Here is an 18,285-nt window from a genome sequence, read left to right on the forward strand (position 1 = left end):
AAAACCGTGTAGATTTTTCCATCCGATCCGTCGAATGAATGGAAAAAGTTTTCCTCCACTACTTTTTATAAAAAAATGGTTTCCCGATGCGCTCAACGAGTCCCGGAAAAAGGGCATATATTTTACTTGCCGTATTCATAAGAAAGGGCATATTAATTTCCCTTACATCGGAAAACATTTTTGATACAATCTGTTTTGCCACATCTTCTGGATCAAGTACCCAAGAACTAATGGATTGTAAATATTGACCAGATTCATCGGCGGTCGCAAAAAAATTCGTCGCGATGGGACCAGGATTCACCGTTGTAACAAATATACCGAAATCCTTTACTTCCATACGCAAACTGTCGGAAAAGCCGATGACTGCCTTTTTCGTCGCCGAATATACGGCCGACTTCGGAGTTGCGATTTTCCCAGCTTGGGATGCGATATTAATGATATGGCCTGAACGACGTTTTATCATAGATGGTAATACTTCTTTTGTTAACCCAATTAAGCCGAGTACATTGACGTCAAACATTTTTTTCGCCTCACTCACGTCTGTCGTCAATACGTCTTTAAAAAGTCCGACGCCGGCGTTATTTACTAACACATCGATCGATTCATTTTGTAGACGAGTTCGAAAGGTGGTCTCGATTTCTACAAAATTTCCGATATCCATCGGAAATATTTCACAGGAAACGGAATATGTACTTTGTAGTTCTTGGCAAAGATTTGCCAATTTTTCTTCGTTTCTTGCAACTAATAAAAGGCGTGCACCACTTTTTGCACTAAGACGAGCGATTTTTTCACCGAGTCCACTTGAGGCACCGGTGATCAACACCGTTTTCCCTTTTAATTTCTCGTTCATCTATATCACTCCATAACATAATTTTCCTTTAAGCAACCGTGTAGCGAATCGTTCCATCATAATCGATGGCCGTTACAATTTCGCCCAAAGAAGTTAAATAATCCAGTTGACCGACCGTTTCAGAAATGGCTAAATTTAATTCCGATTCACAAGCCTTTGGAAATAGCCGGCTGCATATTTCAAAACCGGTCAATGCCTTTTTATCGAGCATCTCCTTAACTTTCATCGCCCGTTCATGTTGGCGCAAAAGCCGATAGGAAACTAATTCGGAAACGTTAAATATTTCCTTACCGTGACCTGTATATAATGTATGAATCGAAAATTCCTTTATTTTTTTCAACGAATCATTGTATTGGAGTTGGGGCTTCGGCCGATCTGTACCAGGAATGATCGGAGGCTCTAAAATCGGATTGGAAGAAATCGTTGCCAACAAGTGGTCCCCACCGATCATGACACCTCGTTTCTCGTTATATAAACTAATATGACTTTGAGCATGTCCCAAAGTTTCAACAACGAACCATCCGGGTAATCCTGGTATCTCCATTCCTTCTTTCAAATCGTATGCTAACTTCCTTTGGGCTCCAAATTCCAGTATCGCTTCCGATTTTTTCAACACTTTTTCCAATTTTTTCGGAACAGCTAACTCATGGAACATCCTTAGATAAAAGGATCGATATTCCTGTAAAAATGATTGATCCCGAATGAGCCAACGCTCTGCATTCCGATGTCCGAAAACCGGAATATTTTTTAAATGGTCGAGAAAACCGATATGGTCTGGGTGGTGATGGGTCAATACAACCTGTTCAATATCGGACGGTTGTAATTGTAACGATTGAAGTTCATTTAAAAACTTTTCCCAAGCTTCCTGCGTTTTCACACCTGCATCAATCAGTGTTAACATCTCTCCTTTGATTAAATAAACATTCACATCTCCGACTGGAAAAGGGGTCGGTAACGTGATTTTGCTAACATCTCCAATCCATTCTGCCATGAAATAATCCCGTCCTTTTTTGTCAATTTGTTCCCTTCCTTTAGTTTACAAACCCCTTTTTCTTTTGTCACCTTTACAATCCTAGTTAGAAAAGAATGGAATTTACTGGTATACTAATGATAAGAAAAATCGTAATAAGGGGTGATCGTATGGGTGTAAAACTGTTTGAACCATATAGTATTCGACAGGTTACATTCCCGAACCGAATCGTGATGAGCCCGATGTGTATGTATGCATCCGAAAAGGAAGACGGTACGGTTCAAAATTGGCATATTACCCACTATGTAAGTAGAGCCGTCGGACAAACCGGTCTGATCATTCTCGAAGCGACGGCAGTCACACCAGAAGGGCGAATTTCTTCAAAGGATTTAGGCATTTGGGATGATCAACAGATAGATGGATTAAAAAATCTCGTTCAACAAATGAAAACATACGGGGTGAAAACGGGAATTCAGCTAGCCCATGCGGGAAGAAAGGCAACTGTGGCCGGTAATATCGTCGCACCGAGTCCGATTTCCTATAACGAAAAATTTCAAACACCGAAGGAATTAACGAAAAAGGAGATTGCCGATCTTGTTCAAGCTTTTAAAAAAGGTGCCATGCGAGCAAAAGAAGCTGGATTTGATGTCATCGAAATTCATGCAGCCCACGGATATTTAATTCATCAGTTCCTTTCCCCATTAACAAATAAGCGAACCGATGAATATGGCAACACCGAGAAAAATCGGACTCGCTTTTTACGTGAAATCGTCCAAGAGGTAAGGAAAATATGGGAAGGGCCCCTATTTGTCCGCGTTTCAGCCACGGACTATCACCCAGAGGGGTTAAAGGTTCATGATTATATCGCCCTTGCGAAAGAATTAAAAATGGCAGGGGTGGATTTAATCGATGTTAGTTCTGGTGGGATTGTTACAGGAATCAAATACGACACCTATCCTGGATATCAAGTTCCCTTTGCGGAGAAAATTAAACACGGGGCAAATATTCCTGTCGGTGCCGTCGGATTGATCACATCTCCAGAACATGCGGAAGAAATTTTGCAAAACAATCGGGCAGATCTCGTCTTTATCGGTCGAGAGCTCCTACGAAATCCGTACTGGCCATATTATGCAGCGAAAAAATTAGGGGTAGAGATCCCAACTCCAATTCCATACAAACGGGGATGGATATAACATAACAGCTTATATTAAAATGGAAAAACCGCTTTCGTAGCGGTTTTTTAAATGCGAACGACTTTAAAATCGTGAGCGATTTCCGTATTCGGAAAAATTTCTTTCGCTTCCTTTTCCAATTCTGGCCAATCTTTTTTTTCATACCGCGAACTAATATGGGTAATATAGAGCTTTTTCACTCCTGCTCGTTTCGCCACCTCTGCCGCTTGCACCGTCGTTGAATGGTAATATTGATTGGCGATCTCCGCCGAATTTTTATCAAAGGTCGCTTCATGAATAAGAAGGTCCGCATCCTTTGCTAAAGATATACTGCTTTCACAAATCCTTGTATCACCTAAGATCGTAACGATTCTTCCCTTTTTATTCGGACCGAGGTAGTCACGGCCGGAAATTTTTCGACCATCTTCCAATTGAACCGTTTCACCATTTTTTAATTGTTTATAGATCGGCCCAGGCATAATCCCATCCCGTTTCAATTTTTCCACAAGCAAAGATCCCGGTTTATCCTTTTCGACCACTCGATAGCCGAAGGACATAACGACGTGATCGAGCTTTTTCGCACAAATATATAGCCGATCATCCTCATAAATAATTCCCTCTTCGATTTCATGAATTTCCAAATCGTATTTCAAATGGGTTTCGCTTACTTTTAAGGATGTTTCAATAAAATCCCGAATCCCTGCCGGACCGAAAACGTGCAGAGGCTCCGTCCCCTCCAAAAAGGATCGACTTCCTAATAAACCGGGCAAACCAAAGATATGATCTCCATGTAAATGGGTAATAAATATTTTATTAATTTTTCTCGGCTTAATAGATGTATGTAAAATTTGGTGTTGCGTCGCTTCACCACAATCGAATAGCCAAACGGAACCATCATACAAATGTTTTAGCGCAATCGATGTAACATTCCTGTGTTTCGCAGGCATCCCTGCACCTGTACCTAGAAATGTAAGTTCCAACTGATTTTCCTCCAATTCTTCATCAACGTTAAACGATTAGTTTTATTATCTTTCTTTTCCCGCCCGTTTGCAACCATAAACGTTATTTTTGTCTTCTTCAATCATTCCCCACGAAAAACAATTTTTTATAAAAAACTAGTATTTTACAAATAATATGATTAAACGGAAAAAGGGGAGCCCGTATCGTACTATTTGCTATCTGAATTTTTTACTGATAAAATTTGAATAAGATTTCACAGTACTATGTTAAAGCAAAGCGAGGGTGAAAGGTGATAGAAAATAAAGCTCCTGCATCATTGATTTTACTTTTTGGCGCAACTGGTGACTTGGCAAAGCGAAAATTATATCCATCACTTTTTAGCTTATATGAAAAGGGATGGCTATCCAATCGATTTGCCGTCGTCGGTGTCGCTCGTCGGTTAAAAGGGGATGAAGATTTCCGCCATTGGGTGAAAGACTCGATTAGAACATTTGGAAAACCGTCCGCCCGTTTGGAAGAATTTATTTCCCATTTTTATTATCAATCCCACGACGTTTCCGATTCGTCTTCTTATATACAATTAAAAAAATTGGTAGACCGATTGGATGAAACATACAGTTTAGAAGGAAATCGGGTTTTTTACTTAGCGATGTCTCCGGAATTTTTCGGAACGGTCGCAACCCATTTGAAGGAGGACGGTTTAACCGAAACGAAAGGATTTAAACGGCTCGTTATTGAAAAACCGTTCGGACATGATCTTCAATCGGCGATTAAATTAAACAATCAAATTCGCAAAGCATTTTTGGAAGAGGAAATTTATCGTATCGATCATTATTTAGGTAAAGAAATGGTGCAAAACATCGAGGTAATTCGTTTTGCCAACGCGATTTTCGAACCGTTGTGGAACAATCGGTATATATCGAATATTCAAGTGACATCTAGTGAAATTCTCGGAGTCGAAGACCGGGCGAGATATTATGATAAAAACGGTGCTTTAAGGGACATGGTTCAAAATCATATGATGCAAATCGTTTCCTTACTGGCTATGGAGCCACCAATTCGGTTAACAACTGATGAAATCCGTAGTGAAAAGGTGAAAGTCCTAAGGGCTTTGCGTAAAATTAAACCGGAAGAAGTTCATCGATTTTTCGTTCGCGGTCAGTATGATAAAGGAAGGATCAATGGGAAGGAAGTCCCTGCATATCGAGACGAATTAAATGTTGCACCCGATTCGAATACCGAAACATTTGTCGCTGGAAAATTATTAATCGATAATTTCCGTTGGGCGGGTGTCCCCTTTTATATTCGAACTGGAAAACGGATGCGAAAAAAATCAACCGAAATCGTCGTTCAATTTAAAGATATTCCGATGAATTTATATTATAAAAACGGTTCCCATCTCAATCCAAATTTACTCGTCATCAACGTTCAGCCGGAAGAGGAAATCACCCTTCACTTAAATGTGAAAAAAACAGGGAAAATTATGGAAACGACACCGATCAAATTAAATTTTTCAACGCGAAATATCGATGGAATGAATACACCCGAAGCGTATGAAACATTATTATCCGATTGTTTGCGTGGGGACGCTACAAACTTTACCCATTGGGATGAAGTAGCATTGTCTTGGAAGTTTATCGATACGATATCCAAGGTTTGGGAAAAGGAAAAGGGAGAATTTCCAAACTATGAAGCCGGTTCAACGGGACCGAAAGCTTCCGATGAACTTTTGGCAAAGGACGGATTTTGCTGGTGGTCAGATACAGAATTAAACGGAAAAAATTGTTAAAAAATATACGAGGGGCGGTAACATCCATACCCCTCGTTTTTTTTTTCGAAAATCGATAGAATGACTATGAAAAATGAATTAATCCCTTTCCCTTTTTACCGAATCGAGTAAAAAATCTTTACTGAAACTCGTATTTGCCAGATTATCCTTCTTCTGACCTGTTATTCCCTTTTGTATGGCATTTTCCCCAAATTTTTCTTTCAATTGTTCTAACGTTTGAAGCAAAGGTTCTTCCTCTGCGTCTTTTTCGTAAGAAAATAAATCCAACTGTTTATACGCATGCCCTTGATCTACGAGTTCGTTGCCGGTTATGCCGAGTAACCGAACGGGCTTTTTCGTCCAATGTTTTGTAAATAACTTTTTTGCTTCTTGGAAGATTTCCTCACGATTTTGCGTCGGGTTTTCTAATTTTTTACTTCTCGTATGTGTCTTCCAATCATGATATCGAATCATCACCGAAAGACTGCTTGCAAAAACCGATTTATTTTTTAAACGGGCGGAAACTTTATCGGCCAACATTCGTAATGTCGAAAGTAACTCTTCTTCCGATGTTGTATCTTCCCTTAATGTCGTTGAGTTTCCGACGCTCTTATAGTCGTAAATGGAATCGGGATCGACGATACGGGGATCGATTCCATTTGCTCGCTCCTTTAATCGGATCCCGTTAATACCTAATAAGCTCTTCAACTGAATGTCATTTGCTTGAGCCAAATCTTTAATCGTAAACACCCCGATGGTTCGGAGTTTTTCCGCAGTTTTCATGCCGATCCCGTGCATCTGTTCAATCGGTAGCGGCCAAAGTTTTGTAGGGATTTCCCGTTTTCGTAATAAAGTAATTCCCATCGGTTTTTTCATATTTGATGCGGTTTTTGCTAAAAATTTGTTCGGTGCAATACCGATACTCGAAGGCAGATCCAAATCATGCAGCAACCGGGATTGGATGATTTTCGCAAGCTGCAACGGATGAATACTTTGTTCCGTCACATCCATATACCCTTCATCGATTGATACCGGTTCAACCATAGGGGTATACTCCCTTAACAAATCGAACATTTGTCGGGACGTTTTTCGATATAAATCAAAATTCGGTCTTCTCACAATTAATTTTGGACAGATCCGTTTTGCTTCCCATAACGGCATCGTCGTCTTTACACCGTATTTTCTCGCTTCATAACTGCACGTTACGATAATCCCTTTTCGCTGTTCTGGATTCCCGCAGATAGCAAGAGGTTTCCCTTTCAATTCAGGGTTCTTAGCCATTTCCACGGACGCATAGAAACTATTCATATCCACATGAAAGATAATCCTCGGTTTTCTCTCCTGCTTTGTTTTCATCGAATCTGCCTCGCTTTTTTGAAAATCGGCACCCGTTTTCTTATTCCACCACCGATTCCTTTTTCCGCTCTTCCATATAGTCATAAATCTCTCGAATTCCATCGAGCGATTCGATCAGTTGATTCGGATCGATTACGGTAATTAACCGATCGTTCATTTGAATGACATGTTCAAAAAACGATGTTTGCTTGTAATTGATCAATCCAACTTGTTTGACATTTTCCTCATCGGTCTCGATTAATTCCTTTGCCTCTTTCACGAGAAGCGCCATCGGCATGTGTTTCGTTTTCAACACGATCACCCGAACCGTTTCATTGAGTACCTCTTCCTTTTCATATAACACTTGTCGTAGATCGACGACGGGAACGAGATCATCCCGTACGTTCATAATCCCCTTGACATAATTCGGTAACTGTGGGATTGGTGTTAATTGTTCCATCCGCTCAATCGATATAACATGACTGACTTCAATCGCATACTCTTCCTTTTCGACTAAGAAAACAACCCATTTTCTCCGTTCCATTTGTCCACCTCGTACTGTTATTTTTCGTTTCTCCTATTGACCGTTTGAATAATGGACAGTACATATTCAGCTAGCCGATTCAATTGTTCGATCGGCATCCGTTCCTTCGTCGTATGGATTTCTTCATACCCAACACCTAAAACAACCGTTGGGATCCCCATGCCAGCAAATATATTTCCGTCACTTCCTCCACCGCTTTTTTTCAAATGACTTTTTAATCCGATGGTTTCCGCGGCTTGTTGAGCTACTTGAACGACTAAATCATCTTCGTCAAATTGGAAGGAAGGATACATGACTTGTACATCAATTTCAGCTTTCGCACCCATTTCCGAAGCTGTTTCCTCAAAGACTCTTTTCATCGTTTCAACTTGGCGATCCAATTTTTCTTTAACGAGGGATCGGGCTTCTGCCAATATCTCTACCCGATCGCATACGATATTTGTCGCTCTTCCTCCTTCAAAGCGCCCGATATTGGCCGTCGTCTCCTCATCAATTCGACCGAGGGGCATTTTGGAAATTGCCTTGGCACTAACGGTGATAGCGGAGATGCCTTTTTCTGGAGCAACCCCCGCATGGGCGCTTTTTCCGATAATCGTCGCATGAATTTTCGCTTGTGTCGGTGCAGCCGTTACGATCGTTCCGACTTGTCCGTCGCTATCGAGGGCAAAACCGTATTTAGCACGAATTAGTTCCGGATTGATCGCCTTCGCACCAACGAGCCCCGATTCTTCTCCAACGGTAATAATCCACTGAATGTCCCCATGTTGGATGTTTTTTTCCTTTAATACTCGGACCACTTCTAACATAACGGCTAGACCCGCCTTATCATCTGCCCCTAAAATCGTCGTCCCATCCGATACGATATAACCATCCTTTACAGAAGGTTTAATATTTTTTCCAGGGGCTACCGTATCCATATGGGATGTGAAATAAATGGGATCTGCCGACGGATTGTTCCCTTTCAACGTACAAATTAAATTTCCCGCTCCGTGTCCGGTGATCTCCTTCGTATCATCTTCGACTACTTCCAATCCGAGATTTGAAAATTTTTCCTTTAATACAGCGGCAATATGCCCTTCATCTTTTGTTTCTGAATCAATTTGAACAAGTTCGAGAAACTCGTCTAACAGTCGTTTTTGATTAATCACATCGCACCTCCAAAATGATATTACCAAAATAAGTATACCGTTCCATCCCCAATCGAATCAAATATCCCTTTTGTCCGATATTTTTTGAAAAAATCTAAACCCCAATCTATAAAGGGATATTCCCATGCTTTTTCGCCGGTCTCGTTTCCTTTTTCGTTTTCAACATATCGAGGGCTTGGATCAGTTTTATCCGTGTTTCCCGTGGATCAATCACATCATCGACCATTCCCATTTTTGCGGCGACATATGGATTTGCAAATTTTTCCCGATATTCCTTAATCTTCTGCATCCGAACTTGTTCAGGATTGTCACTATTTTGGATTTCCTTTGCGAAAATAATATTTGCAGCTCCTTCAGGCCCCATCACCGCAATTTCCGCATTTGGCCATGCGAAAACTAAGTCGGCTCCGATCGCTTTACTATTTAATGCAACGTAAGCTCCACCATAAGCTTTTCTTAAAATGACGGTAATTTTCGGCACGGTCGCTTCTGAATAGGCATATAAAATTTTTGCACCGTGACGAATGATCCCTCCGTGTTCTTGTTTTACGCCTGGGAAAAATCCAGTCACATCTTCGAAAGTAATAATCGGGATGTTAAAGGCATCGCAAAAACGGATAAAACGAGCAGCCTTATCGGAGGAATCGATATCTAGCCCCCCTGCCATCCATTTCGGCTGATTGGAAACGATTCCGACAACATTCCCTTTAATCCTTCCAAAACCGACGACGATATTTTTTGCAAAATCAGCGTGAATTTCTAAAAAGGATTGGGGATCTACCACTTCATTAATCACGTTTTTCACATCGTACGGCCGAACGGAATCAAAGGGAACGATATCGGGTAAGTCTGGTCGATAGTCCGCTTCCCCTTGATCGTCCATTGTCGGCGGTGTTTCTTGGTTATTGGAAGGTAAATAGCTTAATAGTTTGCGCACAAATAAAAGGGCATCTTCCTCATCGGCAGCTCGATAATGGGCATTGCCGCTGATTGAACTATGTACACGTGCACCGCCTAAGTTCTCACTGTTTATTTTTTCCCCCGTAACGGTTTCAATTACCTTCGGACCAGTAATAAACATTTGACTCGTCCGATCAACCATAATAACAAAATCCGTAATCGCAGGTGAATATACAGCGCCACCAGCACAAGGACCCATAATCACAGATATTTGTGGAATGACCCCAGAATAAATCGAGTTCCGATAAAATACGTGACCGTAACCATCCAAGGAAATGACGCCTTCTTGAATTCTGGCACCACCCGAATCATTTAATCCGATAATAGGAACGCCCGCTTTGGCTGCCAAATCCATAACATTCGCAATTTTTTTCGCATGCATCTCCCCAAGGGCACCACCGAAAACGGTAAAATCTTGAGAAAATAAATAGACCGGTCGCCCATTTATTTTTCCAAACCCTGTGACAACCCCATCTCCAGGCCCTTTAGGTTCATTGAATCGATGTTCAATAAACGGATTCAATTCGACGAATGTGCCTGGATCGACTAGCAGATCGATTCGTTCCCTCGCTGTCAATTTTCCCTTTGCATGTTGCTTATCTATTTTCTCCGGGCCACCCCCCATTTCAATTTCACTTCGTTTATCGTATAATTCGTGAATTTTATCGTAAATATCCCCTTGTTTTGTTTCTTGCATTTTTTCATCTCCCCTTTTCTCCCATTTGTCGCTTATTTTTCAATGTTCTTTGTTCTTTTTTTGGCAAATTTCATATAGAACACCATAGGTCGATTTCGGATGGACAAATCCAACTAACGCATCCCCTGCCCCTTTTTTCGGTGTTTTATTAATCAGACGAATTTGTTGATCTTCTAAAAATGCCAAATCCCGTTCGATATCATCTGTCTTTAATGCAATATGGTGAATTCCTTCCCCTCGCTTTTCCAAAAACGTATGAATCGGGCTATCGGTATGTAACGGTTCTAGCAATTCTATTTTCACATTTCCTGTATCAAGAAAAGCGACTTTTACCCCTTCACTTTCGACAATTTCCGATTTTACATAGGTGAATTGCAAAATATCTGTATAAAAGGGCAATGTTTTGTCAATGGAGTAAACCGCAATTCCGATATGATCAATTCCATGCATTTCGATTCCCCCTCGTATCCCTTTGTCTAATATGCTTTCTTTTTTATCATATATGAATTTTTTTTATTTTTCATCGATTACGTTTTGTATTCGGTTATTTCCGTGGAATCTGTATATTTTAAAAAGGGATTGAAAAAATTTCTCTTGAAAGGTAAATCGATGAACAGGTAAAATAAAACTAACGAGATTGATAGAAAGCGGGGAATCGTACGTTGAGAAATAAACGGGTACGGAAAATCGTCGTATACTTAATGCTTATAGCCATGCTAGCATCAACTTTAATGGCTGGCCTATCCTTTCTATTTTAATCCTCCATTTAAAATAAAGGGGGATCCATCTATTGGATCGCCCCTTTTTCTTTTCCAATTTCCTCAAAACTATCGGTGGAATTCGTAATAAAAATTTTTGTCCCTAAAGGAATTTGTTCATATAAACGGATGATATCATCATTGGTCAATCGAATGCACCCTTCAGAAACATAATGACCGATTGAAGAAGGGGTGTTCGTTCCGTGTAGCCCGTAGATTCTCCCGTTTGAATTCATTGCATCAAAACCGATCCATCGAGCTCCTAATGGATTTTTAGGAGAACCACCAGGTATATTTTTCCTCCGATAATAAGGGTTCACCGCTTTGACGGTCACGGTAAACATTCCCTCGGGTGTTAATTGGGGTGTTTTTCCCGTTGCAGCTGGGAAAATTTCTTGAATTCGTCCCTCATGGATAAAAGCGACTTCATTCGTTCGCTTATTAACGATTAAAAAAGGATCTCCGGGAAGGGGATTTTCCCCAAGGGGCCACAAGGGAGATAAGGTGAGTGCAAGGAAAATCTTTAACATTCGCTCCACAAAAAACACCACCATTTTTTATTATTTTTACCCTTTCCGAATCGATTATGTAACAAAATCGTTCGGAACGAGTAGTTCGTTTTACCTTATCTCCCAAGGGAATAGGAAAGTTGACTTTCTATACTACTTTCGATAAAGGGATAGCATTTTTTCCACCGCAGTAGATACAGGAACTTCCCCTTCGGTTACTTGTTCGATAATGGAAGGTAATTTTTCTTTAATTTCTTCATGTTCAAAAAACGATTGGCGCAGTCGTTCAGTGATCGATGATAAAAGCCAATCCTTCAGTTGCTTTTTTCTCTGTTCATGAAAAAGATGATTTTCTTGTAGATGATGATTAAATTGTTCGATGAATGCCCATATTTCTTCAATTCCTTCACCGGTCAAGGAAGAACATGTGAATGCCTTCGGTTCCCAAAGATCCGTATTTGGACGGATGAATTTTAAAAATTGATTGTACTCATTTTTCGTCTTTATCGCCAATTTTCGATTTTCCCCGTCCGCCTTCGTCACAATTACCCCATCAGCCAATTCAACGATCCCCTTTTTTATCCCTTGTAGTTCATCGCCTGCACCGGTGATCGTCAGCAATAAAAACATATCGACCATCGTTCGTACGTGTACTTCATTTTGTCCAACACCAACCGTTTCAACAAAAATAATTTCATAACCGGCCGCTTCACATAATAAGATCGATTCTCGCGTTTTTCGATGTACGCCGCCCAATGTTCCAGCAGATGGGGAAGGTCGAATAAAGGCGTTTGGCTCCTTCGATAATTGTTCCATCCGCGTTTTATCCCCTAAAATACTCCCGTGGGTAACGGTAGAAGACGGATCGATGGCTAACACGGCTACTTTCTTTCCCATTTGGCATAAATAGGTGCCTAACTTTTCAATAAAGGTGCTTTTTCCTGCACCAGGGACGCCTGTGATCCCGATGCGAATCGATCGACCTGTATAGGGCATTAATAATTTTAATAGTTCCTGCCCTTTATGAAAATCTTCTAATCGATTACTTTCAATTAACGTAATCCCCTTCGCTAAATGGACTCGACTCCCTTTTCGAATCAACTCCGCCATTTGTTCGATGGAAAAATCGTCTCGTCTCAATTTTCGATAACGAATTTTTTTCTCCATCTTTACACTTCCTCATAACCGAGCTGTTTATAAATTTCTTCCAACACCTTTTTCGCCGCTTCGACAATATTCGTTCCGGGTCCGAATACGGCACAAGCCCCTTCCTTCAATAAAAAGGGATAATCCTTTTTCGGAATAACGCCGCCGACGATAATGACGATATCCTCTCGACCGTATTTCCTTAATTGTTCCTTTAGCTCAGGCAAAAAGGTTTTATGCCCGCCAGCCAACGTACTCATTCCAATGGCATGTACATCGTTTTCGACCGCTTGACGGGCTGTCTCTTCCGGTGTTTGGAAAAGGGGACCGATATCCACGTCAAAACCCATATCACTAAAGGCGGTCGCAATCACCTTCGCTCCCCGATCGTGACCGTCTTGACCCATTTTTGCGATTAACAAACGTGGTCTTCTTCCTTCCAAATTTAAAAATTCATCGGTCATCTGTTGGACTTCTTCCACACGGTGGTCGTTACCGAAGGCTTTTTGATACACCCCTTGAATTCGTTGAACATTTGCCCGATGTCTACCTGATGCCCGTTCGATGGCAGTCGAAATTTCCCCTAAAGTTGCTCGCCTTCTTGCCGCTTCGACGGACAGTTCCAATAAATTCCCATGCCCGGTTTTAGCCGCCTCATAAATTTTTTCTAAAATGTCATCTACCTTCCGTTGATCCCGATTTTCTTTTAATTCTCTTAATCTTTCCATCTGTTTTTCCCGAACCTTTGTATTATCGATATCCAATATATCTAACGGATCTTGTTCATCGGTACGATATTTATTCACACCGATAATAACCTCTTTTCCAGAATCGATGAGCCCTTGTCGTTTTGCCGCTGCTTCTTCGATTTTTCTTTTCGGCAAGCCTTGTTCGATCGCCTTCGTCATGCCACCTAATTTTTCAATCTCATCCAGATGGCTCCAAGCCCGATCGATTAAATTTTTCGTCAATGTTTCAACATAATACGATCCTGCCCATGGATCAATAGTCGTTGTTAAATCCGTTTCCTCTTGTAAGTACAGTTGGGTGTTTCTTGCAATTCTTGCGGAAAACTCGGTTGGAAGGGCGATCGCTTCATCCAATGCGTTCGTATGTAACGACTGGGTATGCCCCATAACTGCCGCATGGGCTTCGATCAATGTGCGAACGACATTATTGTACGGATCTTGCTCGGTTAAACTCCAGCCAGATGTTTGAGAATGGGTACGTAACATGAGAGATTTCGGATTTTTCGGATGAAATTGAGCCATGAGCTTTGCCCAAATAAAACGGGCTGCTCGAAGTTTCGCCACTTCCATAAAATAATTCATCCCGATTCCCCAAAAGAAACTGAGACGGGGTGCAAAGGAATCGATGCTAATCCCCGCTTTTAATCCAGTGCGCACATATTCCAATCCATTGGCAAGAGTGTAGGCAAGCTCCAAATCCGCAGGGGCACCAGCTTCCTGCATATGATAACCGGAAATACTAATACTATTAAACTTCGGCATATATTTCGCTGTATAGGCAAAAATATCGGCGATAATTCTCATGGACATTTCCGGTGGATAAATATACGTATTCCGAACCATATATTCTTTTAAAATATCATTTTGAATCGTACCGGATAATTTTTCCTTCTGTACACCTTGTTCCTCAGCCGCAACGATATAAAACGCCATAATTGGCAAAACTGCTCCATTCATCGTCATGGAAACGGACATTTCATCTAGAGGAATACCTTGGAAAAGCCGTTTCATGTCCAATACGGAATCGATGGCCACACCAGCCTTCCCCACATCTCCTGCCACCCGTGGATGGTCGGAATCATATCCCCGGTGTGTTGGCAAATCAAAAGCGACAGAAAGACCCTTTTGTCCCATTTTTAAATTTTTCAAATAAAAGGCATTGCTCTCTTCTGCTGTGGAAAATCCAGCATATTGGCGAATCGTCCACGGTCGGTTTACATACATCAACGGATACGGTCCCCGGGTAAATGGCGGAATACCTGGAAATCCATCCAATTGGGGAGCATCTTCACAATCCTTTTCCGAATAGTGGGTTCGAATCGGAATTTGTTCATACGTTTCATATACTTGATCTTCATCACATCGATTCGTTTTTTCCCCTTTTCCTTTAAATAAAGGGATGCTATTAAAATCTGGTCTCATTTCTTTCCCCCCAAAATATCGATCATCTCGTTGAAAAAGGAAATTTGATCGATCCCAGGATAGAGAAATAAATTTTCCCCTTGACGAATCGATCCATTGTCTTCCACTCCGATCGATTGTTCATGAACGTAAAACACCGGTCGTTCATCTACGTACGGATGAGTGTCTTTTTCAGCATATAAATAACCGAGTAAGACCGGATTTGTTTCTTTCAAAAATCGTTTCACTTTCTCCGGATTCTCTCCTTCAGTACAAATGGAAAGCTCGAGTCCTACTGAAGCAAAAACATTAGAAGTAAAATCGATGATTCGCTTATGGGTTATGTAATCACCTTGTATGATCAACGCAACGTTCCGATTGTTCCCCTTTACTTGTCGTTCGATTTTCATACGACATTGCTCGAAGGGTTCACTGAGACGAAACCGTTGTACCTGCTGTCTTTCTTCCTTCAATGATACCGATTTCACACAGTCTTTTAATGAATATCCTTCCGCCAATTTTATTTGCATATCAACCAACGGCATCATTATATCGGTTTGTTGCCAAGTTTCGCCCGTTTCCATATTAAAGGATATTTGATCTTTCGGATTCGCATAGCGATTCGTTCCTACAAGTACTTTCTTTTCCTTGTTATAATCCCTTTGGCGTACTTCCCGCATTTTGTTTAATTCCTTTTGTATTACACCTTTTGATAGGGCAAAGAGAAATCCTCCCAACTTATCTAACTCGACAAAATACGCCCAAGACCGCTCGATCAACGATTTCGTCAAATGTTCAATAAAATAAGAACCAGCTCCTGGGTCACAAACTTTTGCAAGATTCGCTTCCTCTTTTAAAATATGGTGGGTATTTATACTGAGACGTATCCCCTTTTCACTCGACTGGCCGAGTACTTCATCAAAGGGACTAATATATAAATAATCGACTTGACCGACGACAGATGAAAATGCTTCACTACCACTTCGAATCAAGTTCATGTACGGATCTGTTTTTGTTTTATTTACAAACGATGTACGTGCAAATATTGTCGCATCGATCGGTTTATCAACTCCGTAAGCTTCAAGGAGTTTTTTCCATAAATAACGAAATGCTCGAAGTTTTGCAATTTCCATAAAAAAGTCGGAACTGATGGAAAATCCGACGACGATTTTTTGAAAAATTTCCTTTTCTTCCAACCCTTTTTTACGGAAATGTTCCACATATTCAACAATCTCCAACAATGAATAGGCCAATTGCTGAACCGAATGAGCCCCGTCTTGTTCAAATATGGATGAATTGACAAAAATTGTTTTTAAGTTAGGAAATTGATCTTTCCCATATAAAACCCCGTCTGACCAATTGGCAAAAAGATTATCCCATTCTTTATGCTTTGGATTTTCCATTAACAACTGAAAAGGATCCGTACCGATAAAACCGGATACAGTACGATGATCCAATTTCTTTTTTTTCAACCAATCCGCAAGCAAAACGTAAAAACCGACCGTATATATTTTCCCATCGATAAAAAATGGGATTCGATTGATCGGAATATTTTTCAAAAAATCTTCCATTTTTTCCTTTGTCAAACTTGGCAAAATCGGTAGGGAAATGACGTTTGTTCCCATTTGAAGGACCTTTACCATTCGTTCGTTTATTTCTTCTACCGATTTTCCAGTAACCTTATGCACGATCGACCAGGACGGATTTTTCTTCATACTATTTTGGATTTCTTTCACTTCATCTGGAAGATCATTTTTCGTATACAACGGTTGAATATCGATCTGTTCATACGTTTTTGTCTGATAATCAGACACGGATTTCCCCTTTAATGTTTTTTTTGCAGCTTCGACCCACTCGGAATAGGAAGCTTTGGGAAATGAATGATCCTGCGTCCTTCGAATATTCAATGTTGATTCAAAGTCTTTCACCCTAATCCCCCTGTTTCAATTTTTTCGGAATTCTAATGATATTGTATATTAAAAAATTAGCCGTTGCAAAAAGAAGGCAACGGCTACGTATTTCGACGATTCATTTTTTCATCGTTCTTCAAGCTATTTAGTAAATAGAAATCGTGTCTTTATTCATATTTTCGACAATTTCCTTCACCCGGTTTAAAAATCGACCGGCGACAAGTCCATCAATTACTCGGTGGTCAAGGGACAAACATAGATTTACCATATCACGAATGGCAATCATTCCCCCATCTTTTATGACAGGGCGTTTGACGATTGATTCTACTTGTAAAATCGCAGCCTGTGGATAATTAATGATGCCCATCGATTGGACCGACCCGAAAGAACCGGTGTTATTTACGGTAAACGTTCCTCCTTGCGAATCTTCAGGACGTAGTTGATTGTTTCTCACCTTTTCCGATAGTTCGGCAATATCCCTTGCAATCCCTTTTATTGATTTTTCATCCGCATGCTTTATAACTGGAACAAACAGTGCATCGTCTGTTGCTACGGCGATGGATATATGGATATCTTTGCGACGGATGATTTTATCTCCTGCCCAAGTGGCATTCATTTCCGGAAATTCGATCAATGCTTGGGCAACAGCTTTTACAAAGAAAGCAAAATATGTTAAGTTAAAACCTTCTTTTCGTTTAAACTGGTCTTTTAGAGAATCCCGATACTGGACTAATCCGGTCACATCCGCTTCCATCATCGTCCAAGCATGGGGGATTTCCCTCTTACTTCGGACCATATTTTCAGCAATGACTTTTCGCACACCGGTTACCGGAATTTCCGTATCACCGACATTTGCCTTAACAGGTTCACGCTTTTCCTCTTTTACAGCACTTCCTGTCATTTTTTCAAGTGTGCGTTCTTTACTTTCAACTGTTAATTCTTCTTTTGATTTCGATTGGGATTGTATAAAGGCAAGGACATCTTTCCGAGTAATCCGCCCGCCTTTCCCCGTACCTTTCACCATGGAAAGATCGATATTGTGCTGTTGGGAAAGTTTCAAAACAGCCGGTGAATATCGGTATTTGTTGTTTTGTAAAATCTTCTCATCCTCGCGAGGTTTTTCTTCCTTTGTTACCGTTTTTTCCGTTTGGGGGCGTTCTTCTTCTGTTTCTATCTTGCAAATCACTTCACCCACTTTTAATGTACTTCCTTCCTCGGCGACAATTTCTGAAATTACACCGGTAAAAGAAGATGGAATTTCTGCATTTACTTTATCCGTCACCACTTCTGCAATCGGATCATATTTATTTACTTTATCCCCTTTCGAAACGAGCCATTTACTAATCGTTCCTTCCGTTACACTCTCGCCTAATTGGGGCATTGTAATCGCTTCAATTGCCATATTCTC

The 18,285-nt window shown here is 40.7% G+C and carries 16 protein-coding genes; 3 read left to right on the plus strand and 13 right to left on the minus strand.

What is annotated here, in order from left to right; translation table 11 throughout:
• Positions 1 to 58 precede the first annotated feature (58 nt).
• Together OE105_RS06990 and OE105_RS06995 are read right to left on the minus strand one after the other, a co-directional pair.
• Positions 59 to 850 (minus strand): SDR family NAD(P)-dependent oxidoreductase, encoded by a 792-nt coding sequence (locus OE105_RS06990; protein ID WP_275422048.1) that lies wholly within the window; start codon positions 848 to 850, stop codon positions 59 to 61.
• Between the two features lie 28 nt (positions 851 to 878).
• Positions 879 to 1,841, minus strand: a complete 963-nt coding sequence (locus OE105_RS06995; RefSeq protein WP_275422049.1) for an MBL fold metallo-hydrolase — start codon at positions 1,839 to 1,841, stop codon at positions 879 to 881.
• A gap of 149 nt (positions 1,842 to 1,990) precedes the next feature.
• On the opposite strand from OE105_RS06995, the gene namA reads away from it, so the two are divergent.
• On the plus strand, positions 1,991 to 3,013 hold the full coding sequence (gene namA / locus OE105_RS07000) for an NADPH dehydrogenase NamA (RefSeq protein ID WP_275422050.1): 1,023 nt from the start codon (positions 1,991 to 1,993) through the stop codon (positions 3,011 to 3,013).
• Positions 3,014 to 3,060: 47 nt separating this feature from the next.
• On the opposite strand, the gene rnz is transcribed toward namA, so the two are convergent.
• On the minus strand, positions 3,061 to 3,972 hold the full coding sequence (rnz, locus tag OE105_RS07005; protein WP_275422051.1) for a ribonuclease Z: 912 nt from the start codon (positions 3,970 to 3,972) through the stop codon (positions 3,061 to 3,063).
• 269 nt (positions 3,973 to 4,241) lie between these two features.
• Between rnz and zwf the strand changes: the two genes are divergently transcribed.
• On the plus strand, positions 4,242 to 5,741 hold the full coding sequence (zwf, locus tag OE105_RS07010; RefSeq protein WP_275422052.1) for a glucose-6-phosphate dehydrogenase: 1,500 nt from the start codon (positions 4,242 to 4,244) through the stop codon (positions 5,739 to 5,741).
• A 78-nt stretch (positions 5,742 to 5,819) separates the two neighbouring features.
• Here zwf and OE105_RS07015 read toward each other — a convergent pair whose 3' ends face one another.
• From OE105_RS07015 to mce, 5 genes are all read right to left on the minus strand, one after another.
• Positions 5,820 to 7,076 carry a DNA polymerase IV gene (locus OE105_RS07015; RefSeq protein WP_275422120.1) on the minus strand — a complete coding sequence of 419 codons (1,257 nt, stop codon included), beginning with the start codon at positions 7,074 to 7,076 and terminating at the stop codon, positions 5,820 to 5,822.
• A gap of 40 nt (positions 7,077 to 7,116) precedes the next feature.
• Positions 7,117 to 7,599, minus strand: a complete 483-nt coding sequence (locus OE105_RS07020; RefSeq protein ID WP_275422053.1) for a chemotaxis protein CheW — start codon at positions 7,597 to 7,599, stop codon at positions 7,117 to 7,119.
• A 17-nt stretch (positions 7,600 to 7,616) separates the two neighbouring features.
• Positions 7,617 to 8,747, minus strand: coding sequence for a M20/M25/M40 family metallo-hydrolase (locus OE105_RS07025; RefSeq protein WP_275419508.1), 1,131 nt, complete (start codon positions 8,745 to 8,747; stop codon positions 7,617 to 7,619).
• A 106-nt stretch (positions 8,748 to 8,853) separates the two neighbouring features.
• Positions 8,854 to 10,404 carry an acyl-CoA carboxylase subunit beta gene (locus OE105_RS07030; protein ID WP_275419509.1) on the minus strand — a complete coding sequence of 517 codons (1,551 nt, stop codon included), beginning with the start codon at positions 10,402 to 10,404 and terminating at the stop codon, positions 8,854 to 8,856.
• A gap of 39 nt (positions 10,405 to 10,443) precedes the next feature.
• The gene (gene mce, locus OE105_RS07035; protein WP_338030897.1) at positions 10,444 to 10,854 is read right to left on the minus strand and encodes a methylmalonyl-CoA epimerase; all 411 of its coding nucleotides are present in this window, start codon (positions 10,852 to 10,854) and stop codon (positions 10,444 to 10,446) included.
• Between the two features lie 212 nt (positions 10,855 to 11,066).
• On the opposite strand from mce, the gene prli42 reads away from it, so the two are divergent.
• A complete protein-coding gene (gene prli42, locus OE105_RS07040; RefSeq protein WP_275419510.1) occupies positions 11,067 to 11,162 on the plus strand; it encodes a stressosome-associated protein Prli42 in 96 nt (31 codons plus the stop codon).
• Positions 11,163 to 11,191: 29 nt separating this feature from the next.
• Here the strand turns inward: prli42 and OE105_RS07045 are convergent, their stop codons facing one another.
• The 5 genes from OE105_RS07045 to OE105_RS07065 form a co-directional block, all read right to left on the minus strand.
• Entirely contained in the window at positions 11,192 to 11,692 is a 501-nt protein-coding gene (locus OE105_RS07045) for a L,D-transpeptidase (protein ID WP_275422122.1), read from the minus strand.
• A 132-nt stretch (positions 11,693 to 11,824) separates the two neighbouring features.
• Positions 11,825 to 12,838 carry a methylmalonyl Co-A mutase-associated GTPase MeaB gene (gene meaB / locus OE105_RS07050; RefSeq protein WP_275419511.1) on the minus strand — a complete coding sequence of 338 codons (1,014 nt, stop codon included), beginning with the start codon at positions 12,836 to 12,838 and terminating at the stop codon, positions 11,825 to 11,827.
• Positions 12,839 to 12,840: 2 nt separating this feature from the next.
• The gene (gene scpA, locus OE105_RS07055) at positions 12,841 to 14,988 is read right to left on the minus strand and encodes a methylmalonyl-CoA mutase (RefSeq protein WP_275419512.1); all 2,148 of its coding nucleotides are present in this window, start codon (positions 14,986 to 14,988) and stop codon (positions 12,841 to 12,843) included.
• Positions 14,985 to 16,895 (minus strand): methylmalonyl-CoA mutase family protein, encoded by a 1,911-nt coding sequence (locus OE105_RS07060; RefSeq protein WP_275419513.1) that lies wholly within the window; start codon positions 16,893 to 16,895, stop codon positions 14,985 to 14,987. The genes scpA and OE105_RS07060 overlap by 4 nt, the downstream gene beginning before the upstream one ends.
• 127 nt (positions 16,896 to 17,022) lie before the next feature.
• Positions 17,023 to 18,279, minus strand: a complete 1,257-nt coding sequence (locus OE105_RS07065) for a dihydrolipoamide acetyltransferase family protein (protein WP_275419514.1) — start codon at positions 18,277 to 18,279, stop codon at positions 17,023 to 17,025.
• Positions 18,280 to 18,285: the final 6 nt, after the last annotated feature.

It is taken from the genome of Fervidibacillus halotolerans, assembly GCF_026547205.1.
Taxonomy (GTDB): domain Bacteria; phylum Bacillota; class Bacilli; order Bacillales; family Caldibacillaceae; genus Fervidibacillus; species Fervidibacillus halotolerans.